The sequence below is a fragment of the Candidatus Microbacterium colombiense genome (assembly GCA_029203165.1).
Classification (GTDB): domain Bacteria; phylum Actinomycetota; class Actinomycetes; order Actinomycetales; family Microbacteriaceae; genus Microbacterium; species Microbacterium colombiense.
On record CP119308.1, the window covers coordinates 706,778 to 731,400 of the forward strand.

Sequence of the window (24,623 nt, forward strand, 5' to 3'; positions counted from 1 at the left end):
GCGCAGCGGCGGTGTACCGCGAGCGACGCGATCTAGGCCAGGAACTCGCGCGCCGCGGCCGACAGGGCGGTGACGCCGACCTCGATCGTGGGGTGGATCTCCGGCGCGAAGAACGGCGAGTGGTTCGTCGGGATCTCGCTGTCGAGCGTGCCCGCCGCCATCGCCGCGGCGAATCGTGCCGGATCCACGCCGCCCCAGAACCAGAAGACGAGCGGCGCGCCGCTGTCGCGGGCGAACCACGACACGTCCTCGCTGCCCGTGAACATGCCGGGGTCGATCACGGCGCTCTCGCCCAGCGCGCGCTGCAGCGCCGTGGTCACGCGGGCCGTGGCCTCGTCGTCGTTGATCGTGGGCGGCAGCGTGTGGTCGGTGCGGATCTCGGGCTCCTTCACGGCTCCCGACGCCGCGGCCTCGGCGCGCACGATGCGCTCCACACTCGCGAGCACCTTGTCGCGCATCTCGTCGTTCGGGTAGCGCAGGCTGAGCTCGAGTGTCGCCTCCGCCGGGATGATGTTGTTCTTCAATCCGGCATGGATCGATCCGACCGTGACCACGGCGACGTCGCGGGGGTCGACCTCGCGCGAGGCGATCGTCTGCAGGCGCATGACGGTGGCCGCGGCCATCACGATCGGGTCGATCGTGGAGTGCGGGCGGGAGCCGTGTCCGCCGCGCCCGTGCAGCGTGACGGTCAGTCCGTCGGATGCCGCCATCTGGGTGCCGGGGCGCACGCCGATCGTTCCGGCGGGGAGCGGCGTCACATGCTGGCCGAGCACGACGTCGGGCTTCGGCACGAGGTCGAGCAGCCCCGCGTCGAGCATGGCGCGAGCGCCCGCGCCGTACTCCTCGGCGGGCTGGATCAGCACGACCAGCGTGCCCGTCCACTCGGCCCGATCCGCCACGAGCTTCTCGACCGCGCCGACCATCGCGGTCACGTGCATGTCGTGGCCGCAGGCGTGCATGACCGGCACGGTGTTGCCGGCGGGGTCGATGCCGGTGGCGGTGCTCGCGTACGACAGTCCGGTCTGCTCGCCGACAGGCAGAGCATCCATGTCGGCGCGCAGCCACACCACGGGGCCGTCGCCGTTCGCGAGCACTCCGACGACTCCGGTGATACCGATGCCCTCCTGCACGTCGAGCCCCAGGTCACGCAGGTGCGCGGCGGCGATGCCGGCGGTGCGGGTCTCCTGGAACGAGAGCTCGGGATGCTGGTGCAGGTCGATGTAGAGCGCTTCGAGATCGATCGTCATGGCCCCGAGCCTAGCTGCGCCCGCGTCCGGGTGCCCGGGCGGATCGCGCGGGTCAGGCCGGGGCGACGTAGGAGGTGAGCGACGGGCCGGGGCGCAGCACGGCGTTCACGATCGCGGTGATGGCGAACTCGCTCGCCTCACCCAGTTCGACGGTTCCGGGGTGCAGCAGCCACTGCAGCTGGAGTCCGTCCATGACGGCGAGGATGCCGGCGGCCGCGGCAGCGATCGTGTCGGGCTCGGCCACACCCTCCTGCGCGCACAGCTCGTGGAACGCCGCGGTGACCTCGCGCCGGAGCGTCAGGTAGCGGTCTTCGAAGTACTCGCGACCGGGGTGGTCGTCGGTCACCGATTCCGACGACAGCACCGTGTAGGCCTGCACGATGCCGGGCCGCAACTCGTTCGCGAACGCGGTGCGCACGAGGTGCAGGAACAGTTCGGGGCCGTCCGGGATGTGCTTCTCGGCGAGATTCGCGACATCGGCCTGGTCGCGGTAGGCCAGCACCTCGAGGAGCAGCTTCTGCTTCGATCCGAAGTGGTGCAGCACGCCCGCATGCGTGATGCCGACCTGTTCGGCGACGTCGGCGAGCGTGCCGTTCGTGGATCCCTTGTTGCCGAAGATCTCGACGGCCGCCTTCAGGATCTGCTCGCGTTTCGCTCGGGTGGCCGGGCGCACACGGGATGTCTCCCCGGTGTCCTTCATCACGACCCCCTCTCGCTTGTCGTCGCGCACTTGCCATCTTACTTACCAATGGGTAACCTCACGGAAGCTTACTTTCTCGACAGTAAGCAAATCACGACAGCCTCGGATTCCCGTCCGATGGTGACGCAGCACAATGACCCGTGCCCAAGGAGAAGCAATGAAGCTCAGAAAGTCTCTGATCGCCGTCACAGCGATCACCGCCCTCGGTGTCTCGGCCCTCGCCGGATGCTCGACCGGCGGCGGCGACGACGCGAACACCGGCGGCGATTCCCCCGCCCTGACGATCGCGAAGCCCGACGGCGCGATCACCACCGAGTCGAACAACCCCTACGTCGGCGACTCGTCGGCATCGAAGTACGGGTACGGCAAGGTCATCTTCGAGTCCCTCGGGCTCGTGAACCAGACGGGCGACCGCGGTGTCACCCCCTGGCTCGCCGAGAGCATCGAGTGGAACGACGACTACACCGCCGTCACCGTCGTGCCCCGCAAGGACGTCACCTGGAGCGACGGCGAGCCGTTCACCGCCGACGACATCGTCTACACCTACGAGCTCGTCTCGACCCCCGCGCTCGACACCGCCGGCCTGAAGTTCGAGGGCGCGACCGTCGACGGCGACGCGGTCACCCTCTCCTTCGGCGAATCGAAGTATGTCAACCAGTCCCGCGTGCTGCACGTACCGATCGTGCCGAAGCACATCTGGGAGAACCTCGACGAGCCGGCCACGAACCCCGTCAAGGGCGACGACCTCGTGGGCACCGGCCCCTACGCGCTGTCGAACTGGTCGACCGAGTCGGTCACGCTCGAGGCCCGCGACGACTACTGGGGCGGCGACCTGGCCGTACCCGAGCTGCACTACGTCTCGTACGGCGACAACACCGCGCTCACCACCGCCCTCGCACAGGGCGAGGCCGACTGGGCGCAGGCGTTCATCCCGCAGGTGCAGGAGCAGTTCATCGACTCCGACCCCGAGCACAACGTGTTCTGGGCGGCTCCGACGACCGGTTCGGCGACGCTGTTCATGAACCTGCAGCAGAAGCCGTTCGACGACGTCGCCTTCCGTCAGGCACTCGCCTGGGTGATCGACCGCGACGCCTACGTCGACATCGCCCGTGAGGGGGCGAGCGAGGCGGTCTGGTCGGTGACCGGGCTCTCCTCGATCCTCGAGGACGAGATCCAGCCCGAGTTCCAGGGCAAGGACTACTCGGTCGATGCCGAGAAGGCCCGCGACCTGCTGACGGATGCCGGCTACACGTGGAAGGACGACGCGCTGATCGACCCCGACGGCACGCCCGTCTCGTTCACGCTCTCGGTCCCCTCGGGCTGGAGCGACTGGAACACCGCGCAGGAGCTCATCGCGGAAGACGTGACCGAGGCCATCGGTGCCGAGGTCAAGATCGACATGCCCGACTGGGGCGGCTGGCAGGGTCCTCGCGACGAGGGCACGTTCTCGGCGATCATCCACTGGCTCGAAGACAGCGGCACGGCCTACGGCCTGTACACCTCGACGATGGATCCGCGCTGGATCTCTCCGGAGGGCATCGCCGGCTTCAACTTCGGTCGCTTCGACGACCCGAAGGCCACGGCGGCGCTCAACTCCTATGCGAACGCGTCGTCGGATGACGAGCGCACGGCTGCGCTCGACACCATGCAGACGATCTTCGCCGACCAGGTGCCGGCGATCCCGCTGGGTGCTCACCCGCTGCTGGGCGAGTTCAACACGCGCAACTACGTCGGCTGGCCCTCGGACAAGGACCCGTACGCGTCGGCAGACCCGACACAGCAGAACATCGTGCAGATCCTCACGAAGCTGAAGCCCGCCGAGTAAGCACCGCTGCACATCGGGGGAGTCCGGAGCCCGTCCGGATCCGGACTCCCCCGACCGCGCCGACGAAAGACGTACCCATGCCAGACCCCCTGCTCACCGTGCGCGACTTCTCGGTCGTCTACGACGTCGATCCGCCCGTCGAGGCGGTGAAGAACGTGACCCTCGAACTGCAGCGCGGAGAGATCCTGGGCCTTGCCGGTGAGAGCGGATGCGGCAAGACCACTCTCGCGTACGGCGTGCAGCGGCTGTTGCGAGCGCCGGCCGTCATCACCGGCGGCGCCGTGACCTTCCACGATGCGTCGGGGGTCGACGTCGACATCAACGCGCTCGACGTCGACGCCATGCAGCGCTTCCGCTGGGACAAGGTGTCGATGGTCTTCCAGGGGGCCATGAACGCCCTCAACCCGGTCGCGACGATCGGCTCGCAGCTCGAGGACGTGTTCGAGATCCATCGCCCCGAGATGAACCGACGACAGCGCCGGGCGGAGGCGGAGGAGCTGCTCGAGATCGTCAAGGTGGGGCGGCAGCGCGTGCGCTCGTTCCCGCATGAGCTCTCCGGCGGCATGCGCCAGCGCGTGATGATCGCGATGGCGCTCGCCCTGCGTCCGCAGCTGATGGTCATGGACGAGCCCACCACGGCGCTCGACGTGCTGGTGCAGCGCGAGATCCTCAAGCAGATCTCGCAGCTGCGGCACGAGTTCGGGTTCTCGGTGATCTTCATCACGCATGACCTCCCGCTGCTGCTGGAGATCAGCGACCGGATCGCGATCATGCGCGAGGGCGAGATCATCGAACTCGCGTCGTCGGAGCAGATCTGGACGCACCCGCAGCATGAGTACACGAAGACCCTGTTGTCGTCCTTCCCCCGTCTGACCGGGGAGAGAGGGGTGCTGGTTCGATGACCACCCTCGAATTCTCGAACGTCACCAAGACGTACAACGTCCGCGGAGCGGGGCAGCTGAAGGCGCTCGACGACGTCAGCTTCACGCTCACCTCGGGCCAGACGATCGGTCTGGTCGGACAGTCGGGCAGCGGCAAGTCGACGATCGCCAAGATCCTCACCCAGCTCGAGACGCCGACCAGCGGCCGAGTGCTCCTCGACGGCGTCCCGATCCCGCGTCGGGGCAAGGGCCTGCGCTCCTACCGTCAGCAACTGCGGATGGTCTTCCAGGACCCCTTCGCCTCGCTCAACCCGTACCACTCCATCCGCTATCACCTCGAGCGGCCCATCCGCCTCGACGACGTCGTGCCGAAGAAGGAGACCGAAGACGAGGTGCGCCGTCTGCTCGAGCGCGTGCGCCTCGACCCGGATGCGGTGATCGACCGCCGTCCGCACGAGCTCTCCGGCGGACAGCGTCAGCGCGTGGCCATCGCCCGCGCTCTCGCCTCGCGCCCCTCGCTGCTCGTCGCCGATGAGCCGGTGTCGATGCTCGACGTGTCGATCCGCCTGGGCGTGCTGAACCTGCTCGCCGATCTGCAGCGCGAGGAGGGCCTCGGGGTGCTGTACATCACGCACGACCTCGCCACCGCTCGCCACTTCAGCGACGAGATCATGGTGCTGAACCAGGGTCGTGTGGTCGAGTACGGCCCCGCCGACGACGTCATCCTGAACCCCCAGGACCCCTACACGCGAGAGCTGCGGGCGGCGTCACCCGACCCGGACAAGCACTTCGCGACCGCCGCTTCGACCGGAGGTGCCCTGTGAGTACCGCTTTCCCCCAGCTCGACGACAACGACCTCGTGCAGCCCGACGCGCTCGAGGTCGGCACCACGGCGACGGCGGCCGAACGCGGACGCCGTCCCGTGCCCTGGCGCTTCTTCGCCGGCCGCACCGGCTTCTATCTGTTCACGCTGTGGGCGGCGCTCACGATCAACTTCTTCCTGCCGCGCTTCATGAAGGGCGATGCGGTCAGCTCGTACCTGGCACGCAACCGCAACGTGAGCCCGGAGGCCGCGGAGTCGCTGCGCATCCTGCTGGGGATCGACACCGACAAGTCGATCTGGCAGCAGTACATCGAATACTGGGGGATGCTGCTGCGCGGCGACCTCGGCATCTCGACGCTGCACGGGCTGCGCCCGGTCGGCGAGGTGCTCGCCGCCGCTCTGCCGTGGACCCTCGGGCTCGTCGGTCTCGCCACGATCATCTCGTTCGCGATCGGCACGATCGGCGGCGCGGTCGTCGGATGGAGGCGCGGCAGCCGCCTGGACGCCCTCATCCCGATCACGACCTTCTTCAACACGATCCCGTACTTCTGGCTCGGCCTGATCGCGATCGCGATCTTCTCGTCGGCCCTGCGCTGGTTCCCCTCGTCGCATGCCTACGACAAGGGGCAATCGCCCGAGTGGAGCTTCGACTTCATCGGTCAGGTGATCATGCACGGCACCCTCCCGGCGCTCACGATCATCATCGCCTCGCTCGGCGGATGGATGCTGGGCATGCGCAACATGATGCTCACCGTGCTCGACGAGGACTACATCACCGTCGCGCAGGCGAAGGGCATGCCGAACCGGCGAGTGCTCTGGGCCTACGCCGCCCGCAACGCGGTGCTGCCGCAGATCCAGAGCTTCGCGCTCTCGATCGGCTTCATCGTGGGCGGCACGATCGTCATGGAGATGGTCTTCAGCTACCCGGGCGTCGGCAAGCTGCTGCTCGACGCGACCAACGCCAAGGACTTCGCCCTCATGCAGGGTGTCTTCCTCGTGATCACCCTCTCGGTGCTCGTCGCCAACATCCTCGCGGATGTCGTCTACGCGTACCTCGACCCGCGCACCCGTCAGACGGAGGCCTGAGATGACCGTTCCCACGACCACGTCCGCCGCCGCGCCCGACGGTTCGCCCGTCGCATCGGGCATGCCCGAGACCGCGACGCTGCGTACCCCGGCATCGGGCGCCCCCGAGCGCAAGACGTTCTGGACGCAGCTCGCCCACGCGTTCGCGATGTTCCGCAACCGCAAGTCGATCGCCGGGCTCATCATCCTCGGCATCTTCGTGCTCGTCGCGATCCTCGCCGACTGGATCGCCCCCTACGGCGCCACCCAGAAGGACCGCACGGCGCTGCGTCAGCCGCCCTCGTTCGAGCACTGGCTCGGCACCACCCACATGGGCGAGGACGTGCTGAGCCAGATCATCTTCGGCACCCGGGGCGTGATCGTCGTCGGCTTCCTCTCGGCGGCGATCGCCACGGTCATCGCGATCACGATCGGTGTGATCGCCGGATACGTGCGCGGCTGGAAGAGCGAGTCGCTGTCGGCGCTGACCAACGTGTTCCTCGTTATCCCCGGCATCCCGCTCATCATCATCATCGCCTCGCAGTTCGAGAACCCGCCGCTGATCGTGATCGCCGCCGTGCTCGGATCTGACCGGATGGGCGTGGGGCGCGCGCGTGCTGCGCGCGCAGACCATGTCGCTGCGCAACCGCGACTTCATCCAGGCCGCTCGCGCCAACGGCGAGCCGCTGCGCCGCATCATCACGGTCGAGATGCTGCCGAACCTGATGGCGCTCATCGCCTCGAGCTTCGTCGGCACCGTGACCGCGGCCATCCTCGGCCTCACCACGCTGGCGTTCATCGGGGTGATCCCGGTGAGCAACCTCAACTGGGGAACGATCCTCTTCTGGGCGCAGCAGAACGGCGCCTTCCCGCGCCTGTGGTGGTGGTACGTGCCCGCGGGGCTCTGCATCGCGATCATCGGCGTCGCACTCTCGCTGATCAACTTCGGCATCGACGAGTACGTCAACCCGCGTCTGCGCTCGGCCGGAGAGCGCGCCAGAGCCATGAAGAAGAAGGGGCTGAACGTGAACGACGCGGTCACCGCGGTGCGCAGCGTTCCCCTTCCCGACGACTCGAAGAACCCGACACCGCACTCGACGACACAGAACACGAAGTGATGACCTCTCAGACCCTCACCACGGCCCTGCCGTACCTGAACACCGCCCTGTCGATCCCCGAGCGCGTGGCCGACCTCCTCGACCGCATGACGGTGGAGGAGAAGATCGGGCAGATGCTGCAGCTCGACGCGCGCGACGACCTCGATGATCACATCGCCCGTCGCCACGCCGGGTCGATCCTGCACACCTCGCCGGAGCGCATCCTGCGTGCCAACGAGCTGACCGCCCAGACCCGGCTGCGCATCCCGCTGCTGGTGGGCGAGGACTGCATCCACGGGCACTCGTTCTGGCCCGGCGCGACGATCTATCCGACGCAGCTCGGCATGGCCGCCTCGTGGGATGCCGAGTTGGTCGAGCGCGTCGCGCGGGCGACCGCCGAAGAGGTCGCGGTGACCGGCATCCACTGGACGTTCTCACCCGTGCTCTGCATCGCGCGCGACCTGCGCTGGGGACGCATCGACGAGACGTTCGGCGAAGACCCGTTCCTGATCGGCGAGATGGCCTCGGCCATGGTGCGCGGATATCAGGGCGAGGGGCTCGACGACCCGACCGCGATCCTGGCGACCGCCAAGCACTTCGCCGGGTACTCCGAGACGCAGGGCGGCCGCGATGCCAGCGAGGCCGACATCTCGCGGCGCAAGCTGCGCTCCTGGTTCCTGCCGCCGTTCGAGCGCGTGGCGCGCGAGGGATGCCGCACGTTCATGCTCGGCTACCAGACCACCGACGGCGTGCCGATCACCACGAACGACTGGCTGCTCAGCGACGTGCTGCGCGGCGAGTGGGGCTACACCGGCACCCTCATCACCGACTGGGACAACGTCGGACGCATGGTGTGGGAGCAGAAGGTGCAGCCCGACTACGCGCACGCCGCCGCCGCGGCCGTGAAGGCCGGCAACGACATGATCATGACCACGCCGCTCTTCTTCGAGGGCGCGCTGGAGGCCGTCGTGCAGGGGCTGCTCGCGGAAGACGCCTTCGACGCCGCGGCCGCACGCATCCTGACGCTGAAGTTCGAGCTGGGGCTGTTCGAGAACCCGCGTCTGCCGGGCACCGAGCTCGACGCCGTGGTCGGCAGCGCGCCGCACGCAGAACTGAACCTCGAGATCGCCCGGCGCTCGCTCGTGCTGCTCGAGAACGACGGCGTGCTGCCGCTCGACGCCGCAGCGCCCGTGCGCGTGGCGGTCGTCGGTCCGCTCGCCGACGACGCGCAGACGCAACTCGGCGACTGGGCCGGCGGGTCCGGTCAGGCCGGGTGGCTCGACGGGCAGCCGCGCGAGATGATCACGACCGTGCTCGACGGGCTGCAGGCCATCGACGGGTGGACGGTCACGCACGCCCGCGGCGCCGACATCCTCACGCTCGAGGACGACCCGCAGGGGGCGCTGTTCCCCGACGGCCAACCGCGTCCGTCGGTCGTGAAGCCGTGCGCGCCGGATGAGGCCCTGATCGCGGACGCCGTGGCCGCGGCATCCGCATCCGATGTGGTCGTCGCCGTGGTCGGCGACCGGATCGAACTGGTCGGCGAGGGGCGCTCGACCGCGACGCTCGAGCTCATCGGCGGACAGATCGCCCTGCTCGACGCGCTGATCGCGACCGGGAAGCCCGTGATCGTGGTGCTGCTCGCCTCGAAGCCGCTCGTGCTGCCGGCATCCGTCGCGCAGGCGTCGGCCGTGATCTGGGCCGCGAGCCCCGGAATGCAGGGTGGGCGCGCTCTGGCCGAGATCATCTCGGGCGCCGTCGAGCCCTCGGGCCGCCTGCCCATCTCGTTCGCGCGGCACGTCGGTCAGCAGCCGACGTACTACAACCAGATCCGCGGACAGCACGGCGACCGCTACGCCGATCTCACGCAGGCGCCCGCGTGGGGCTTCGGTGAGGGGCTGTCGTATTCGACGGTGGAGTACTCCGACCTGGTGCTCGACGAGGCAGTGCTCACGGCATCCGACACGATCACGGGGCGCATCACGGTGACGAACACCGGCACGCGGCCGGTGCGCGAGACGGTGCAGATCTACGTGCGCGACTCGGTGACGAGCGTGAGCTGGACCGACCGCGAGCTCAAGGGCTACCGGCAGGTCGACGTGGCTGCGGGGGAGTCGGTCGAGGTGCGGGTGGAGCTGCCGGTCGCGGACTGCACGATCGTGGATGCCGCAGGCCTGCGCATCGTGGAATCCGGGGCGTTCGAGCTGCTCGTCGGCCCGTCGTCGCGCGAGGACGTGCTGCTCTCCGCCAGGTTCGAGGTGCGCTGACCGCCGGCCCGGGGTGGGTCCGCGAGCGGGCTACTCGTCGCGGAGGCGCTGCGGGCCGGCGCCCTGCGTGCCGAGGGCGTCGTCGGGGTTGAGCAGGCCGCACGCCTTCATCGACAGGCACCCGCAGCCGATGCATCCGGTCAGTTCGCGCTCCAGACGCTCGATCCCCTCGCGGCGCTTCTCGAGCTCGCGTTTCCATCGACGTGAGGCGCGCTGCCAGTCGGCGTGCGTGGGGGTCTCGGTCAACGGCACGTCGGCGAACGCGCTCTGCACATCCGACAGCGGGATGCCCAAGCGCTTGGCGACCGTGACGAGCGAGACCCGTCGCAGCATGTGCCGCGGGTATCGGCGCTGGTTTCCCGCGGTGCGGGTGGAGGCGATCAGGCCGAGCTTCTCGTAGAAGTGCAGAGCGGATGCCGCGACCCCGGTGCGCCGCGTCATCTCGCCGATCGTCAAGGACTCGTCGGCGGTGTGCGCGGGGTGATCGAGCTCGTTCTCCGCGGACATCGTGTTTCCTCTCGGTTTCCTCCGATTTGACCTCAAGCGTACTTGAGGTTCTACGGTGGAGGTATCCCGAGGAAAGCCGCCTGATGACCTATGTGATCGCTCTGCCCTGTGTCGACGTGAAGGATCGCGCCTGCATCGATGAGTGTCCGGTCGACTGCATCTACGAGGGCGAGCGCTCGCTGTACATCCACCCGGACGAATGCGTCGACTGCGGAGCCTGCGAACCCGTGTGCCCCGTCGAGGCCATCTTCTACGAAGACGACCTGCCCGACGAGTGGCAGGACTACTACAAGGCGAATGTCGAGTTCTTCGAGGACATCGGCTCGCCCGGCGGCGCCGCCAAGATCGGCATGATCGCCCACGACCACCCGTTCATCGCGGCGCTCCCGCCGCAGGAAGGAGCGGAATGAGCACGCCGCCCCCGTTCGTGCCCACCCCGTCGGAAGTCGGCGAAGGGCTCAAGGCCGCGTTCCGGACCCACCCCGCCGGCGTCGCGATCATCACCGCATCCACGCCCGAGGGGCCGGTCGGACTGACCGCGTCGAGCGTCGCATCCGTCGCGGTCGACCCGGCGGCGATCGTGTTCTCGGTCACCCGGGCGACCGGTTCGGCCGGGGCGATCCTCTCGGCCGGCTCGTTCGTCGTGCACCTGATCGACGACGAGCACTCCGCACTGGCCCAGAACTTCGCCGTCAGCGGGGCGGATCGATTCACCCCCGAACAGGGCTGGAGCACGCTGCCGACCGGCGAGCCGCACCTCGACACCGCCCGCGCCGCTCTGCGCTGCCGCGCGTTGCAGACCGTTCCGGTCGGCACCTCGACCGTCGTGATCGCCGAGGTGCTCGAGGTCATCGCGGGTCCACAGGGGCGTCCGGTCGTGTACTTCGATCGCCGCTTCCACGCGCTGTCCTCCGACTACGCCATCTGACGTCATCTCTCACCGAATCCGCCCCCTGAAAGGAACACGCATGTCCATTCCCTACACGCTCCCCGAGCTCCCCTACGACTTCTCGGCGCTGGAGCCGCACATCTCCGGCAAGATCATGGAGCTGCACCACTCCAAGCACCACCAGGCCTACGTCACGGGTGCGAACACCGCGCTCGAGCAGCTCGCCGCCGCGCGCGAGTCGGGCAACCTGGCCCCCGTCAACAAGCTCGAGAAGGACCTCGCGTTCAACCTCGGCGGACACATCAACCACTCCGTGTTCTGGCAGAACCTGTCGCCGGAGGGCGGCGGGAACCCCGAGGGCGAGTTGGAAGCCGCACTGGCGGACGAGTTCGGTTCGATCGACGCGTTCCGCGCGCACTTCACCGCCACGGCACTCGGCGTGCAGGGCTCCGGTTGGGCCGTGCTCGCCTGGGACAGCCTGGGCGAGCGCCCGGTGATCTTCCAGCTGTTCGACCAGCAGGGCAACGCCCCGCTCGGCGTCACGCCGCTGCTGCAGCTCGACGTGTGGGAGCACGCCTACTACCTCGACTACCTCAACGTGCGCGCCGACTACGTCAAGGCGTTCTGGAACATCGTGAACTGGGCCGACGTGCAGCGTCGGTTCGCCGCGGCCCGCACGGCCACGCAGGGCCTCATCGTCGGCCACTGATCCGCGATCGCTGAGGGAGGGCCCCGGGGATGCGTTCCCGGGGACCTTTCGTGCGCTGATGCGTGCTGATGTGTCAGCGCGTTACGCCGCATCACGCCGTCCGGCCCCGGTGCCTCCGGGGTGACCTAGCGTGGCGGTATGACTGCTGAGCCCCGCGTGTACGTGATCCACGAGAACGCCGAATGGTTCCCGCCGTTCGCCGCGGCCTTCGAGGCCGAAGGCGTGCCGGCGCAGGAGTGGCTGCTGACCGACGGGTCGATCGACCTGTCGGCGGAGCCGCCCGCCGGAGTGTTCTGGTCGCGGCTCAGCGCCTCGGCGCACACGCGCGACCACGGCGACTCGAAGGAGTACGGCCGTGCGGTGCTGCGCTGGCTCGAGGCATCGGGTCGAACGGTCGTCAACGGCAGTGGCGTGCTCGAGCTCGAGGTGAGCAAGGCCGCGCAGCATGCGGCGCTGCAGCGCGCGGGCATCGTCGTGCCGCAGACGGTCGCCGTGTTCGGCACCGCGGCCTTGAAGGAGCGCGCGCGGGAGTTCTCGGCCCCATTCATCAGCAAGCACAACCAGGGCGGCAAGGGCCTGGGCGTGCGCCGCCACGACAGCCACGACGAGTTCGACGCCTGGGTCGACGGGCCGGAGTTCGAGCCCTCGCCCGACGGCATCACGCTGCTGCAGGAGAACCTCTTCGCGGCCGCTCCCTTCGTCACGCGGGTCGAGTTCGCCGGAGGGGAGTTCGTCTACGCGGTGCGCGTCGACACCAGCGCCGGCAGCTTCGAGCTGTGCCCGGCCGAGGCCTGCGCGCTTCCCGGGGCTGACGGGGTGGAGCCGGAGCCGCTGTTCCGCATCCGCGAGGAGATCACGGCGGAGCACCCGCTCGTGCAGCAGTACCTGGCCTTCCTGCGGGACGCCGGGATCACGGTCGCCGGCATCGAGTTCATCGAGACCGTCGACGGACGCCTCGTCACTTACGACGTGAACACCAACACGAACTACAACCCCGACGTCGAGGCGACATCACCTGCCTCGGGCCCGCGCACGATCGCGCAGTACCTCGGCGGGTTGCTGGTGCGCGACGCGGAGCCCGTTCCGGCCTGAGTCCCGGCGGCCCGGGGTTCTGCCGGCCGCGTCGCGTTCATAACTCCTCAAAAAACTCGCCTCAATGGCCCGAAAAGCCCCGAATCCGCGGATTCGGGGGCTTTTCTCCGGAGTTATGAACAGTCCGGAGCTATGAACAGCCAGCGGCCGGCACCTACTTGCCGCTGCCGGTGATCACGCCCTCCTTGACGTACCGCTGTGCCGCGAGCACCAGCATGAGCGCGGGCAGGCTGGCGATGAGCGACGCGGCCATGGTCGCGGCCCAGGTGTTGAGGTTCGAGTTCGCGAGCGCGTAGATGAACACCGTGACCGGATACATGTCGGTCTTCGTCACGAGCGTGAGGCCGAACAGCAGGTCGCCCCACGAGAACAGGAACGTGAACACCCCGGCCGTGATGATGGCGTTGCGCGAGAGCGGCACCACGATGCGCCACAGCGTGCCGAGTGGCCCCAGCCCGTCGAGCGTCGCCGCCTCGATCACCTCGGTGTCGAAGCGCAGCATGAACGAGCGCAGCAGGATGATCGCGAACGGGATGCCGGCGGTCGAGTTCGCCAGGATCAGCCCGAGGTAACTGTTGAGCACGCCCCAGGTGTTGAACATCGCGTAGAAGGAGTTCGCCAGCACGATGCTCGGGATCATCTGCGCGAGCAGCAGCAGCACGAGCCCGAGGCTCACCGATCGTGACCGCAGTCGGCTCAGCGCGTAGGCGCCGGGCACCGCGACGATCAACGTGAGCAGCACCGATCCGAGTGCGGTGATCAGGCTGACGCGGAGCCCTTCGAGCCCGCCGTCCTCGAACGCGGTGACGTAGCCCTCGAGCGCCGGGGCGCTGGGGAACCACTCGGTGTCGGTCGAGTTCGCACCCGGCTGGAGGGATGCCGAGACCATCCAGTACACCGGGAACAGGTACACGATGAGGATGGCGACCGTGAGGACGGTCCAGAACCATCCGCGCCCTCGTCGGGAGATCTGCGGCCTCATCGCTCCGCACGCTCCCGCCGCGCCGACAGCCAGGTATAGACGATCGCGAAGCCCAGGCTGATGACGAGCAGCAGCATGCCGTAGGCGCCGGCGTGGCCGAACTCGAACAGCTGGAAGGCCGAGCGGTACGACAGCACGCCGAGCGTCATGGTGCTGTTCGCCGGTCCGCCCTGTGTGAGCGCGAGCACGAGGTCGACGATGAGCAGGTTGAACACCACGCTCATGACGACCAGCACCGAGATCACGGGCCAGATGCTCGGGATGATGATGTGCAGCAGTCGCTTGCCCGCGCCGGCACCGTCGAGCGCGGCGGCCTCCAGATGCTCGGCCGGCACCTGCTTGAGGGCCGCGGCGAGGATGGTGGACCAGTAGGGCAGGCTCGCCCAGACGGCGACGATGATGACGCAGGCGAGGGCCGTGGTCGGGTCGGCCAGCCAGGCGTTCGTGGGGAGTCCGAGCGTGCGGAGCACGTCGTTGATGGCGCCGTCGCCGGCGAGCAGCGACTTCCAGATAGTCGCCACGACCACGGCGGGCAGCAGCCACGGGATGAGGATGAGGGCAGGAAGCCAGCGGCTGCCGGGAAACCGCCGGGTGAACAGCAGCGCGAGGGCCATGCCGATCACGAGTTCGGCGCTCACGGCGACGACGGTGATGGTGAGCGTGTTCACGATGGCGATGCCGGTCGCGTCGGCGCGGAAGATCTCGAGGAAGTTCTGGAAGCCCACGAACGGGGCGTCGCCGGTGATGAACGTGCCGGTCGTGAAGTCGGTCGTGCTCATGAACACGCCGTAGCCGAGCGGGAAGAGGAAGAAGATGGCGAAGAACACGATCGCGGGCACGAGGAATGCCCACAGCTCGAGGTTCCTGCGCCGCACCAGAGTCAGGCCGAAGCGGCCGGAGACGGAAGTCCCCGGCCGCTTCGGCGCCGTCGCGACTGAGGTCATCAGCCCTGGTCGGCCTTGCTCAATGCTTCCTCGGCGCTCACGCCGTTGACGGTCGCGTTCTGCAACGCGTCGACGTACTTCTGCTGCAGGGCGTTCCACTCGGTGCCCAGCGACGCCGGGTTGAAGGCGTTCTCGACCGGGGTGACGAACGCCTCGGCGGCGGGGACCTGCTCGACGAACGCGGCCTGCGCCGAGGTCAAAGCGGGCACGTAGCCGCCCTTCACCGCGGTGTCGATCTGGTTCTCCTCGGCGGCACGGCACTCGACCAGTGCGGCTGCGGCCTTCTCGCGCTTCTCATCGGCCTGCACGGCGACGCCGTAGGCGTAACCGAGGAGTCCGACGCTGCTCTTGTCGGCGCTGGTGCCGGCCGGGATCGAGAACGTGCCGTACTCGAAGCCGAGGCTCGTGTCGACGAGGTTCCAGGGGCCGGAGACCGTGATGGCCGCCTTGCCGGACTTCCACTGGTCGATGCCGTCCCAGCCCCAGTTCACGAACTCCTTCGACAGGCTGCCGTCGTCGACGAGGGTCTTGTAGAGGTCGATCGCGGCCACGGCGCCATCGCTGGTCACCTCGGCGGGGTCGCCGCCGGCGCTCAGCAGGAAGGGCAGGAAGTACGACGAGGTCGAGCCGTCGCCGGCGATGCCGGGCAGTGCGATGCCGTAGTGGTCGGCGGTGGTCGCGGCCTTCGCCGCGGCGATGAGCTCGTCGAACGTGGTCGGCAGCTCGGTGATGCCGGCCTCCTCGAAGAGCGCCTTGTTGTAGAAGATCGAGTAGTCCTCGACCTGCACGGGAAGGCCGTAGAGCTTCTCGTCGTAGGTGCCGAGGTCGGCGACCGAGTCGGCGAGGCCGTCGGTCTTGAGTCCGAGCTCACCGAGGTCGGCGAGCACGCCCTGGGCGGCGAGCTGCGGCAGCTGCGTGTCGGTGTTCAGCAGCGCGATGTCGGGGAGCGACTTCGAGCTCGCGGCCTGCAGCAGGCTCGTGGTGTAGTCACCCGACAGGGTCTGCACGTCGACCGTGATGTCGAGGTCGGCGGCGCACTGCTCGAAGTACTCCTTCTGCAGCGTCTGGTACGGATCGAAGTCGATGTTGTTCCAGACCGTCAGCTCGACGCCCGAGAAGTCGGTGTCGTCGCCGTCGGCGGTGCTGGCGGGGGTGGCGGTGCCGGAACATCCGGCGAGGAGGACGACGGTCGCGAGCCCGGCGGAGGCCGAGAGCGCGACGCGGGACGCGCGCGTGCGGAGGGTGCTCATGAGGGGGTACGGGGTCCTTAGCTCGATCGGGCTGTGACCGATCGTCGGGAGAAGGCGGCGGATGCCGTGGCACGAGTCTCGTGGAGAGGGGGGCGTGCGGTCACGAACTCGGACACATGACGAAATGATCCGACGCAGATCGTCACGCCGGGCGGCTCAGCGTCGTCGCGCACCGCCCGGGTGGTCGCGCAGCAGGCGATCCGAGCCGTCGGTGCGCAGGCGCGAGCGCAGCGTGCCGGAGTTCGGGAATCCGCCGAACAGCCCGCGTTCGCGCAGGCGGGGCGCGAGCAGCTCGGTGAAGTCGTCGAGGGTGCCCGGCGAGAGGAACTGGTGCAGCAGGAAGCCGTCGACCCCCGACTCGTCGACGAACTCCTCGATGTTCGCGGCGACCTCGTCGGGCGTGCCGATGAACCGGTCGTCGGCGAACGCCGTGACCGAGGCGAACCGCTGCCGCACGTCTCCCGCGGTGAGCGGCGGAGCATCCGTCCGCGTCTCCTTCGTCTGCGTGTGCGTGGTCGACTGTTTCGCGATCGGCTCGTCGTCGGCGTACCTGCTGAAGTCGACGCCGCTCCAGCCCGCGTAGGCCGCGAGCTGGGCGTCGGCGTTGTAGTGCGACTGGTAGCCGTCGAGGTTCTCCTGCACCTCGACCCTGGTGCGGGCGAGCACGGGGTTCATGCCCACCACCGCGCGGATCTGCTCGGGGTCGCGACCGAGTTCGGCGGCACGGGCACGGATGCCGGCGAGGCCGGCCTTGATCGCCTGCGGATCGGAGTCGCCCACGAAGATCAGTTCGGCATGGCGTGCGGCGAACTCCCGCCCGCGGGGCGACCAGCCGGCCTGGATCAGGTACGGCGTGCGCTGCGGCGACGGCGCGCTGAGGTGCGGCCCTGCCACGCGGAAGTGCGCGCCCTCGTGGTCGATCCGATGCACCTTCGACGGATCTGCGAACAGCGGCCGCTCCTTGCTGCCGACGAAGGCGTCGTCCTCCCAGCTGCGCTCCCACAGGTCGTAGACCACTTCGAGGAACTCGTCGGCGCGGTCGTAGCGGCTGTCGTGCGCCATCACGTCGAGTCCGAAGTTCGCCGCGGCACCGGGCAGGTACGAGGTCACGATGTTCCACGCGATGCGTCCGTCGGTGAGGTGGTCGAGCGTGCTGAAGCGGCGGGCATGTGCGAAGGGGTGCTCGTAGGTCGTCGACACGGTGGCGCCGAACGCGATGCGCTCGGTCACGGCGGCCAGAGCGGGGATGTGCAGCAGCGGGTCATGGGCCGGCAGCTCGACGCCCCACTCCAGTGCGGTCGCCGCGCCCCCGCGATAGGTGTCATAGAGGCCGAGCACGTCGCCGAAGAAGAACAGGTCGAAACCGGCATCCTCCGCGCGGCGGCCGAGGTCGAGCCAGTAGCGCAGCGAGGTCGCGCCGAGCCTCTCGTCGGCCGGATGCGTCCACAGGCTCACGGCTCCGGAGCCGTTGCCCACGCAGGCCTGCTCGTACAGGCCGTACATCAGGGGGCGTCGTTCGGTCATGCGCGTACTCCATTCGCGGGGGCGGCGATCGCGGATGCCGCGGTCCAGAGGGTCGTGCCGTCGACGATGGTCGCCGTCGCCTGTGGGGTGCTCTCGATCAGTTCGGCGAGCGCATCGCGGGCAGAGGATGCCGTCACGGCGAACACCGCGAGATCGGCCCGGGCGCCGACGGCGAGGGTGCCGCTGGGCGCGGTGCCGCCGTCGAGGCCGAGGGCGCGGGCGCCACCCGCCGTCGCGGCGTGCAGCAGCCGGGTGTGCAGGTCTTCGCCGGTGTACCTCTGGGCCCGCGCGAGGCGGTGCAGCTCGGCGACGTCGTCGAGCACGTTCAGCGACGGCGACGACGACAGCGAGTCGGTACCCACGCCGATCGGGTTGCCCTCGCGCAGATAGTCGGCGATGGGGGGAGCGTCGAGTCCGATCACGGCGTTCGAGCGTGGACACAGCGCGACCGAGACCCCGCGTTCGCGCAGCAGGGCGCGGTCGTCGGCGTCGACGTAGATGCCGTGTGCGAGGTGCGAGTGCGGGGTGAGCACGCCGACCGTGTCGAGGTAGTCCACCACACCGCGGCCCGACCCGCCGCCCGACAGCAGCTGCATGTCGGAGTGCCCGAGTCCGCGCCACCGGTCGGCCAGCGCACCCGTGCCGAAGCGCGCGAACTCGTCTTCCGACGCCGATTCGGCCGCGTGGATGTGCAGCCGCACGCCGTGCTGTTCGGCGAGCTGCTGGAGCGAGCGGAACACATCGGTGTCGAGCGAGTAGATCGCGTGCGGCGAGAGTCCGGTCGCGGGAGGCGCGGGCAATGCGCCGAGCTCGGCGAGCACACGGTCGGCGCCGTCGCGCTCCCAGGCGGCGCGCTTCCAGCCGAACACCTCCCAGAACACGACGCCGTGCAGGCCGGCGTCGTGCACGGCGCCGCCCGCCGCGGGGTCGGTGACGATCTCGGCGACCGCAGTGGTGCCGGACTCGATCGACAGCCGCACGCCCTCTGCCGCCGAGGCCGCCCAGTCGTGCTCGGTGCGGTAGCCCTTCTCGAACGCCAGCGCCCAGGTCTCGAAGCTCGGGTAGGACCCGCGGCCGACCTCGGCCATGTCGGTGTACTGCAGGTGGGTGTGCGCGTTCACGAGTCCCGGAGTCAGCGCACCCTGCCACTCGCGGCGTTCGCCGACGGCATCCCCCAGCTCGGAGGTCAGGGAGTCGTGGGTGCCGACGGCCACGATGCGACCGTCGCGCACCGCGACGGCGCCGTCGACGATCGGAGTGGAGCCGACGGGGAACACCACGGGGGCGCGGTGGAGGGTCATGCTGCTCATGAGGTCCGGTCTGTTCAAGGCGGGATTCGGCGGGATTCGGATTCGGTGGCGGATCGGTTCGGGGGGCGGCGTTCAGGGCGCCGGGTCGTGCGGTCGCCACGAGGCGAGGTACTCGCGCTGCGCCGGAGACACGACGTCGAGGCCACCGCCGAAGGCCGCCAACGCCAGCGCGGCGACCCGATCGTCGGCGGCGATCGGCAGCAGGTGCACGCCGGGGGTGAGGATGCCGCGCTGTGAGAGGAGGTGGTCGACCGCGGCCAACTGCACGCCGAACGACAGGTCCATGACCTGGATCGGATTTCCCTCGGCCGCGCTCACGTTGATGCAGTGCCCGTCGTCGAGTACGCGCACGTGGCGTCCACTCGGCATCCGCAGCACCGACACGGCGCCGTCGCGTGAGACCTCGACGGCTCCCTCGTGCCGGGCCTGCTGCAAGGAGATCTCCTGATGGACCCCACCGCCGACCGCGACTGCGGCGCCGTCGGGCAACCGGTGCAGGTGTGCGGCGGTGACGGTGTGCGCGATGCCGGTCGTCGAGATGAGCACCTGCGCGTGGGGCACGGCATCCGCCAGCGGCTGCACCCGATAGCCCGCGAAGGCCGCCTGCAGCGCGGCCACCGGATCGACCTCTGACACGGTCACCCTGGCTCCCAGGGCGGCGGCATGCCGGGCGACTCCGCTGCCCACGCGTCCGAAGCCGGCGACCACCACATCGAGTCCCGCCCAGGAGTCATCGAGCAGATCGGCGACCGCGAGCACCACCGACTGACCGGTGCCGTGCGCGTTGTCGAACAGCGACTTGGTGCGGGCATCGTTGGCGGCGACGATCGGAATGCGCAGCTCGCCGAGCCGCTCCATGGTGCGCAGCGGGCGCACGCCACTCGTCGTCTGCTCGGTGGCACCGGCCATCGCGGGCAGGATGCCGGGGCGGTCGGTGTGGGCGAGACGGATGGTCGACGCCCCGTCGTCGACGATCACCTCGGGGTGATGATCGAGCAGCGCCAGGGCGTTCTCGCGATCCTGCGCCGCGTCGGCGCTGCGTTGGGCGTAGGTGGGGATGCCCGCATGCACGAGCGCCGCCGCCACCGCATCATCGGTGTCGCGACCGACGCACGACACCGCGACATCGGCACCGGCCTCGGCGAGCAGCAGGGCGACCGTCGCGGTCTTCGGTTCGAGCACATCGGAGACGGCGATGCGCACGCCGCGCACGCGACCGGATGCGGTGAGCTCGGCCGCGAGCGCCGTGGTGGCGGGCATGAAGGTGCGCGCCCAGGCGATGCGTTCGGTGCCCTCGCGCCACAGTGTGGGGTCGGCGATGTGCCCGGTCATGCGAGCACCAATCGGGCGAGGCGGGTGTCGGCGGTGCGGGCCGCGTCGTCGGCTGCGCCTGCAGTACCGGCACGGAGGATCGACAGGGCGATCAGCAGATCGGCGATCCGGGTGGGGTGCGCCGAGGCGGTCGAGAGGAACGGGTCGGGCGACTCGACGATCCAGGTGCGCTCGGCGATCCGCTGCACGCCACGACGCACGGGGTCGCCCTCGGCGGCCAGCAGGGCGGTGCGGTCGGAGGAGGCGTCGATCACGACACCCGACAGCGCGGCGGGATCGATGGCCGGGTGGCCCTCGCCGGTCGCGATCACGAGATCTGTCGCGGGCAGTGCGGTGTCGGAGTCGGCCGAGTTCGGGCCGGCGGATTCGAGGGCGTCGACGCCGTCGAGCTGGGCGCGGAGTCGCACGACGGGGTCGCCGATCACTCGTGTCACCCGGGTGCCGCCGCGGCCGAGCGTGCCAGCGAGCGTGTCGGCGAGCGTGTCGGCGCCGATCACGAGGGCGGATGCGGCGGGGAGCACGAGGTTGGTCTGTCGAGCCAGAGCGCGGATGACCTGTTCCGACCGGGCATGGGCGTGGAGGGCCGCGAAGCCGGGGAGGGTGCGCGGATCGACGGCGTCACGGTCGGCGGTGATCGTCACGTTCCAGTCCGCCGCCACGGACTCGCTCAGAGCAATCGGCAGGGCGGGGAACCGCCAGAGCACCGACGTCGACTCGCGCCCGTCGAGCACCCCGACCGAGGGGTGGGCGGATGCCGCGGCCGACGCGAGGCGCAGGCCGAGAGGCATCGCGGGGTCCGGGTCGACGCCGCGCGAGAGGGCTGGTGTCACGGGGGTGACGCTACGCGCTCGCCGCCGCGCGGGCGCGTCTGTGACGTCTCATGACGAGCGGGCGCGCGCGAGGGCCGCGCAGTGTCTACCGTCAAGACAATGAGCCACGGCATCCCTCCCGAATCCGTCGCGCACGAGGTCCGCGAACCCGTCTACGACTGGACCGATTTCGGCTTCGACACCCGACAGGTGCACGCCGGCGAGTTCGACGAGCCCGAGTACGGGTCGCGCATCGCCCCGATCTACCTGAGTGCGGCCTTCCGCTTCGACTCGTTCGAAGAGAGCACGCGCCGATTCAGCGGTGCGGATGACGGTCAGATCTACTCGCGCAACCTGAACCCCACGAACGGGGTGGCCGAACGGCGCATCGCCGCGCTCGAGGGCGGCGTCGGCGCGATCGTCGTCTCGTCCGGGCAGGCCGCGATCACCGCGGCGATCCTCGCGATCGTGGGGCAGGGCGACCGGTTCGTGTCGACCGCGAGCATCTACAGCGGTACCCGCATCCTCTTCGGGCGCTCCTTCGCCCGGTTCGGCGTCGGCGTCGACTACGTGTGGGATCCGACCGACGAGGCCGAGTGGGAGGCCGCGATCGGCCCCGACACCAAGGCGATCTTCACCGAGACGATCCCCAACCCCAAGAACGACGTGGTCGATATCGCCGCCGTCGCCCGCGTCGCCGCACGCCACGGCATCCCGCTGATCGTCGACAACACGATCGGCACCCCCTACCTCGTGCGCCCGATCGAGCAGGGCGCCCACATCGTCGTGCACTCCGGCACGAAGTTCCTCTCGGGGCATGGAGCTGCGATCTCGGGCATCATCGTCGACGGCGGCACATTCGACTGGGCGGGCAGCCCGCGCGACTACGCCGGCATCACCGAGCCGCCCGCGCCCGGTGCGCCCTCGGCGCTCGAGGCCTGGGGCCGCCGCGCCTATGAGCAGTTCGTGCGCGGCGGCATCGTGAACGACCTCGGCCCGGCCCTGTCTCCGCTGCACGGCTTCCTGCTGCAGCAGGGCATCGAGACGCTGTCGCTGCGCATGGAGCGGCACGTCGAGAACTCCCGCGCGATCGCGGAGTTCCTGGCCCAGCACCCCGCCGTGGAGTACGTCGACTACGCCGGTCTCCCCGGGCATCCGCAGCACGAGGTCGCCCAGAGAACCCTCGGCGGTCGCTCCGGGTCGGTCTTCGCCGTCACCGTGCGCGGAGGGCGGGCCGGGGCCGAGATCTTCATCGACAGCCTGCGCGTGTTCAGCCGCATGACCAACATCGGCGACGTGCGCTCGATGGCGCTGCATCCCGCCACCACCACCCACCTGTCGTTCACCCCCGAGCTGCGCGCTCAGCTCGGCATCGACGACGGGCTCGTGCGGCTCTCGGTCGGCATCGAGACCGCCGCCGATCTGATCGCCGACCTCGACAGCGCGCTCGCCGCGGTCGCCGCGCACCTCGACCTTTCCGCCGATGCGCAGGGCGCCGCCGAATCCGAGGAGAACCGATGAGCGCCGCACGCAGCCAGTGGACCGGGGTCGCCACCCGCGACGAGAACGCGCACTGGCGTGAGGTCGCGCAGCGTGTGGCCGACGAGCTGGCGGTCGACGTGCGCGAGCGGGAGAAGCGCGGCGACGTGCCCCGCGCAGAGTCTGCGTTGTTGCAGCGCTCGGGGCTCACGACCCTGCTCGATCCGGTCGAGCTCGGCGGTGGAGGCGCACACTGGTCGTCGGCGTTCCTGGCGGTGCGCGTGATCGCCCGGGTGGATGCCGGTATCGCGCAGCTGCTCGGCTATCACTACGCGAACTCCGCCACGATCGCGCTGGTCGCGGATGCCGCCGATCGCGACGACTGGTATCGGCGCAGCATCCGGAACACCTGGCTCTGGGGTGACTCGGTCAACCCGGTCGATCCGACGCTCAGCCTCACGCCCGACGGAGACGGCTTCGTGCTCGCCGGGGTGAAGCGATTCTCGACCGGTTCCTCGGTCGGAGACGTGATCCTGGTCAACGCCGTGGTCGATTCCGGTCCGGATGAGGGGCGATTCGCCTTCCTCGTGCTCCCGGCCGGACACCCGGGCGTCGAGGTGCAGGACGACTGGGACTTCCTCGGACAGCGGCTGTCGGCGAGCAACTCGGTGCGCTTCACGGATGCGCCGATCGGGCCCGAGCACCTGCTCGGCTACGGAACCGACGAGTGGTTCCAGGCGCTGCTCACCCCGGCCGTGCAACTGATGTTCGGCAATCTGTACCTGGGCATCGCCGAGGGCGCGCTCGCCCAGGCCCGCGAACTGACCAATGCCCGCCCGAACGCCTGGTTCCTGAGCGGCGTCGAGCGCTACCGCGAGGATCCCTTCGTGCAGCGGCTCTATGGCGAGCTCGTGGCGCAGGTCGCCGCGGTCGAGGCTCTGGCCGACCGCGTGAACGAGGAGTACGACGCGGTCGTCGCCCGCGGGGCAGAGGTCGACGAGCAGGCCCGCGGCGACATCGCCATCCGCGTCGCGCAGCTCAAGGTCGTCTCGAGCGACACCGCGGTCGACGTCGCCAACCGGGTGTTCGAGGCGACGGGGTCGAGCTCCGCCGCCGCGAAGCACGCCCTTGACGCGCATTGGCGCAACGTGCGCACGCACTCGCTGCACGACCCGGTCGACTACAAGAAGCTCGAGGTCGGAGCGGACTTCCTGCTCGGCGAACGGCAGCCCCTCTCGCTGTACACCTGAGCCCGCCTGGTCCGTGCGCGGTTCACAACTCCTCAAGAACGTGGGCGCGGAGCCGGACACGCCGGAGATCCGGCGATCCCGGGGCCGATTTTGAGGAGTTGTGAACGGACGGGCCGGGCGCTCAGCGGGCGTCGAGCTCGTGCAGGCGGGTCCAGAACAGGTGCAGCCCGTGCTCGGTGAGGGTGGCCGAGGCTCCCAGCGTCTCGAAGAGCGCCCGCACGGCGTCGCGCGACAGGGGTGCGAGGCCCGCGGCGATCAGTTCCGCGTCGGCGACGGATGCCGTACCGGCTTCCGCGCGCTGCACGAGCGAGTCCGCTGCAGCCGAGGCGACGGCCGACCGTGCGGCAGAGTCGGCGAGTACCCGAAGGAACTGCGGGTCATCGGCCGCGCGCTCGGTGTTGCCGTGCTGCTGGCGACGCGTGCGGGCTGCGGTCTGCGCGGCGCCCGTCGCCGTGACCTCGGCGATCAGCTCGGCGTGATCCAGGACGAGCCCGAGAGCCCGGGCGCCCGCGCCCTCGTTCCACGGCGCACCGAGCGCGGCGGCGCGGGAGCGGAAGGGCGTGACGGAAGCGGTGTCGGCGGGCATGGGTCTCCTCGGGGCGAAGCTCCGACTGTATCGAACCGCGTCGACCGGCGACGTC

22 protein-coding genes and 1 pseudogene are annotated in these 24,623 nt (G+C 69.5%); 12 read left to right on the forward strand and 11 right to left on the reverse strand.

The genetic code is table 11. The annotated features are described in order from the left end of the window. Positions 1-32: 32 nt before the first annotated feature. Both P0Y60_03480 and P0Y60_03485 read right to left on the reverse strand, forming a co-directional pair. Positions 33-1,247 (reverse strand): amidohydrolase, encoded by a 1,215-nt coding sequence (locus tag P0Y60_03480; GenBank protein WEK61826.1) that lies wholly within the window; start codon positions 1,245-1,247, stop codon positions 33-35. A gap of 52 nt (positions 1,248-1,299) precedes the next feature. Then, positions 1,300-1,947: a TetR/AcrR family transcriptional regulator gene (locus P0Y60_03485; protein ID WEK61827.1), complete on the reverse strand. Its 648-nt coding sequence runs from the start codon at positions 1,945-1,947 to the stop codon at positions 1,300-1,302. Positions 1,948-2,104: 157 nt separating this feature from the next. Between P0Y60_03485 and P0Y60_03490 the strand changes: the two genes are divergently transcribed. From P0Y60_03490 to P0Y60_03515, 6 genes and pseudogenes are all read left to right on the forward strand, one after another. Beyond that, positions 2,105-3,772 carry an ABC transporter substrate-binding protein gene (locus tag P0Y60_03490; GenBank protein WEK61828.1) on the forward strand — a complete coding sequence of 556 codons (1,668 nt, stop codon included), beginning with the start codon at positions 2,105-2,107 and terminating at the stop codon, positions 3,770-3,772. Positions 3,773-3,849: 77 nt separating this feature from the next. After that, positions 3,850-4,674 (forward strand): ABC transporter ATP-binding protein, encoded by an 825-nt coding sequence (locus P0Y60_03495; protein WEK61829.1) that lies wholly within the window; start codon positions 3,850-3,852, stop codon positions 4,672-4,674. Then, the gene (locus tag P0Y60_03500; protein ID WEK61830.1) at positions 4,671-5,477 is read left to right on the forward strand and encodes an ATP-binding cassette domain-containing protein; all 807 of its coding nucleotides are present in this window, start codon (positions 4,671-4,673) and stop codon (positions 5,475-5,477) included. The genes P0Y60_03495 and P0Y60_03500 overlap by 4 nt, the downstream gene beginning before the upstream one ends. Continuing rightward, positions 5,474-6,562, forward strand: coding sequence for an ABC transporter permease (locus P0Y60_03505; protein WEK61831.1), 1,089 nt, complete (start codon positions 5,474-5,476; stop codon positions 6,560-6,562). Before P0Y60_03500 ends, P0Y60_03505 begins: the two co-directional genes overlap by 4 nt. 1 nt (position 6,563) lies before the next feature. After that, positions 6,564-7,659, forward strand: a pseudogene (locus tag P0Y60_03510) (ABC transporter permease). After that, the gene (locus P0Y60_03515; GenBank protein ID WEK61832.1) at positions 7,659-9,905 is read left to right on the forward strand and encodes a glycoside hydrolase family 3 N-terminal domain-containing protein; all 2,247 of its coding nucleotides are present in this window, start codon (positions 7,659-7,661) and stop codon (positions 9,903-9,905) included. The pseudogene P0Y60_03510 and the gene P0Y60_03515 overlap by 1 nt, the downstream one beginning before the upstream one ends. Positions 9,906-9,935: 30 nt before the next feature. On the opposite strand, the gene soxR is transcribed toward P0Y60_03515, so the two are convergent. Further along, entirely contained in the window at positions 9,936-10,412 is a 477-nt protein-coding gene (gene soxR / locus P0Y60_03520; GenBank protein ID WEK61833.1) for a redox-sensitive transcriptional activator SoxR, read from the reverse strand. An 83-nt stretch (positions 10,413-10,495) separates the two neighbouring features. Between soxR and P0Y60_03525 the strand changes: the two genes are divergently transcribed. The 4 genes from P0Y60_03525 to P0Y60_03540 all read left to right on the forward strand — a co-directional run bounded on the left by P0Y60_03525 (position 10,496) and on the right by P0Y60_03540 (position 13,102). Further along, the gene (locus P0Y60_03525; protein ID WEK61834.1) at positions 10,496-10,822 is read left to right on the forward strand and encodes a ferredoxin family protein; all 327 of its coding nucleotides are present in this window, start codon (positions 10,496-10,498) and stop codon (positions 10,820-10,822) included. Next, entirely contained in the window at positions 10,819-11,340 is a 522-nt protein-coding gene (locus P0Y60_03530; GenBank protein WEK61835.1) for a flavin reductase family protein, read from the forward strand. The genes P0Y60_03525 and P0Y60_03530 overlap by 4 nt, the downstream gene beginning before the upstream one ends. Before the next feature lie 40 nt (positions 11,341-11,380). Then, on the forward strand, positions 11,381-12,010 hold the full coding sequence (locus tag P0Y60_03535) for a superoxide dismutase (GenBank protein ID WEK61836.1): 630 nt from the start codon (positions 11,381-11,383) through the stop codon (positions 12,008-12,010). Positions 12,011-12,148: 138 nt separating this feature from the next. Then, complete coding sequence (locus tag P0Y60_03540) at positions 12,149-13,102, forward strand: alpha-L-glutamate ligase (protein WEK61837.1); 954 nt, start codon at positions 12,149-12,151, stop codon at positions 13,100-13,102. Between the two features lie 154 nt (positions 13,103-13,256). Here P0Y60_03540 and P0Y60_03545 read toward each other — a convergent pair whose 3' ends face one another. The 7 genes from P0Y60_03545 to P0Y60_03575 all read right to left on the reverse strand — a co-directional run bounded on the left by P0Y60_03545 (position 13,257) and on the right by P0Y60_03575 (position 21,274). Further along, positions 13,257-14,084, reverse strand: a complete 828-nt coding sequence (locus tag P0Y60_03545) for a carbohydrate ABC transporter permease (protein WEK61838.1) — start codon at positions 14,082-14,084, stop codon at positions 13,257-13,259. Then, complete coding sequence (locus tag P0Y60_03550; GenBank protein ID WEK61839.1) at positions 14,081-15,028, reverse strand: sugar ABC transporter permease; 948 nt, start codon at positions 15,026-15,028, stop codon at positions 14,081-14,083. Before P0Y60_03550 ends, P0Y60_03545 begins: the two co-directional genes overlap by 4 nt. Then, the gene (locus P0Y60_03555; protein ID WEK61840.1) at positions 15,028-16,278 is read right to left on the reverse strand and encodes an extracellular solute-binding protein; all 1,251 of its coding nucleotides are present in this window, start codon (positions 16,276-16,278) and stop codon (positions 15,028-15,030) included. Before P0Y60_03555 ends, P0Y60_03550 begins: the two co-directional genes overlap by 1 nt. A gap of 156 nt (positions 16,279-16,434) precedes the next feature. Further along, on the reverse strand, positions 16,435-17,802 hold the full coding sequence (locus P0Y60_03560; protein WEK61841.1) for an NtaA/DmoA family FMN-dependent monooxygenase: 1,368 nt from the start codon (positions 17,800-17,802) through the stop codon (positions 16,435-16,437). Then, the gene (locus P0Y60_03565) at positions 17,799-19,112 is read right to left on the reverse strand and encodes an amidohydrolase family protein (GenBank protein WEK61842.1); all 1,314 of its coding nucleotides are present in this window, start codon (positions 19,110-19,112) and stop codon (positions 17,799-17,801) included. The genes P0Y60_03560 and P0Y60_03565 overlap by 4 nt, the downstream gene beginning before the upstream one ends. Before the next feature lie 72 nt (positions 19,113-19,184). Continuing rightward, positions 19,185-20,444 carry an adenosylhomocysteinase gene (locus tag P0Y60_03570; protein WEK61843.1) on the reverse strand — a complete coding sequence of 420 codons (1,260 nt, stop codon included), beginning with the start codon at positions 20,442-20,444 and terminating at the stop codon, positions 19,185-19,187. Continuing rightward, entirely contained in the window at positions 20,441-21,274 is an 834-nt protein-coding gene (locus tag P0Y60_03575) for a hypothetical protein (protein WEK61844.1), read from the reverse strand. The genes P0Y60_03570 and P0Y60_03575 overlap by 4 nt, the downstream gene beginning before the upstream one ends. Positions 21,275-21,373: 99 nt before the next feature. On the opposite strand from P0Y60_03575, the gene P0Y60_03580 reads away from it, so the two are divergent. Further along, positions 21,374-22,774 carry a PLP-dependent transferase gene (locus tag P0Y60_03580; GenBank protein WEK61845.1) on the forward strand — a complete coding sequence of 467 codons (1,401 nt, stop codon included), beginning with the start codon at positions 21,374-21,376 and terminating at the stop codon, positions 22,772-22,774. Beyond that, positions 22,771-23,982 (forward strand): acyl-CoA dehydrogenase family protein, encoded by a 1,212-nt coding sequence (locus tag P0Y60_03585; protein ID WEK61846.1) that lies wholly within the window; start codon positions 22,771-22,773, stop codon positions 23,980-23,982. Before P0Y60_03580 ends, P0Y60_03585 begins: the two co-directional genes overlap by 4 nt. 121 nt (positions 23,983-24,103) lie before the next feature. Here P0Y60_03585 and P0Y60_03590 read toward each other — a convergent pair whose 3' ends face one another. Then, positions 24,104-24,568, reverse strand: a complete 465-nt coding sequence (locus P0Y60_03590; GenBank protein ID WEK61847.1) for a hypothetical protein — start codon at positions 24,566-24,568, stop codon at positions 24,104-24,106. Positions 24,569-24,623: the final 55 nt, after the last annotated feature.

Coding starts and splice junctions, on each gene's coding strand:
- P0Y60_03495 (WEK61829.1), top strand. CDS start 3,850: ATGCCAGACCCCCTGCTCACCGTGCGCGACTTCTCGGTCGTCTACGAC.
- P0Y60_03560 (WEK61841.1), bottom strand. CDS start 17,802: ATGACCGAACGACGCCCCCTGATGTACGGCCTGTACGAGCAGGCCTGC.
- P0Y60_03545 (WEK61838.1), bottom strand. CDS start 14,084: ATGAGGCCGCAGATCTCCCGACGAGGGCGCGGATGGTTCTGGACCGTC.
- P0Y60_03500 (WEK61830.1), top strand. CDS start 4,671: ATGACCACCCTCGAATTCTCGAACGTCACCAAGACGTACAACGTCCGC.
- P0Y60_03540 (WEK61837.1), top strand. CDS start 12,149: ATGACTGCTGAGCCCCGCGTGTACGTGATCCACGAGAACGCCGAATGG.
- P0Y60_03550 (WEK61839.1), bottom strand. CDS start 15,028: ATGACCTCAGTCGCGACGGCGCCGAAGCGGCCGGGGACTTCCGTCTCC.
- P0Y60_03590 (WEK61847.1), bottom strand. CDS start 24,568: ATGCCCGCCGACACCGCTTCCGTCACGCCCTTCCGCTCCCGCGCCGCC.
- P0Y60_03515 (WEK61832.1), top strand. CDS start 7,659: ATGACCTCTCAGACCCTCACCACGGCCCTGCCGTACCTGAACACCGCC.
- P0Y60_03565 (WEK61842.1), bottom strand. CDS start 19,112: ATGAGCAGCATGACCCTCCACCGCGCCCCCGTGGTGTTCCCCGTCGGC.
- P0Y60_03530 (WEK61835.1), top strand. CDS start 10,819: ATGAGCACGCCGCCCCCGTTCGTGCCCACCCCGTCGGAAGTCGGCGAA.
- P0Y60_03535 (WEK61836.1), top strand. CDS start 11,381: ATGTCCATTCCCTACACGCTCCCCGAGCTCCCCTACGACTTCTCGGCG.
- P0Y60_03490 (WEK61828.1), top strand. CDS start 2,105: ATGAAGCTCAGAAAGTCTCTGATCGCCGTCACAGCGATCACCGCCCTC.
- P0Y60_03480 (WEK61826.1), bottom strand. CDS start 1,247: ATGACGATCGATCTCGAAGCGCTCTACATCGACCTGCACCAGCATCCC.
- P0Y60_03580 (WEK61845.1), top strand. CDS start 21,374: ATGAGCCACGGCATCCCTCCCGAATCCGTCGCGCACGAGGTCCGCGAA.
- P0Y60_03525 (WEK61834.1), top strand. CDS start 10,496: ATGACCTATGTGATCGCTCTGCCCTGTGTCGACGTGAAGGATCGCGCC.
- P0Y60_03585 (WEK61846.1), top strand. CDS start 22,771: ATGAGCGCCGCACGCAGCCAGTGGACCGGGGTCGCCACCCGCGACGAG.
- soxR (WEK61833.1), bottom strand. CDS start 10,412: ATGTCCGCGGAGAACGAGCTCGATCACCCCGCGCACACCGCCGACGAG.
- P0Y60_03555 (WEK61840.1), bottom strand. CDS start 16,278: ATGAGCACCCTCCGCACGCGCGCGTCCCGCGTCGCGCTCTCGGCCTCC.
- P0Y60_03570 (WEK61843.1), bottom strand. CDS start 20,444: ATGACCGGGCACATCGCCGACCCCACACTGTGGCGCGAGGGCACCGAA.
- P0Y60_03485 (WEK61827.1), bottom strand. CDS start 1,947: ATGAAGGACACCGGGGAGACATCCCGTGTGCGCCCGGCCACCCGAGCG.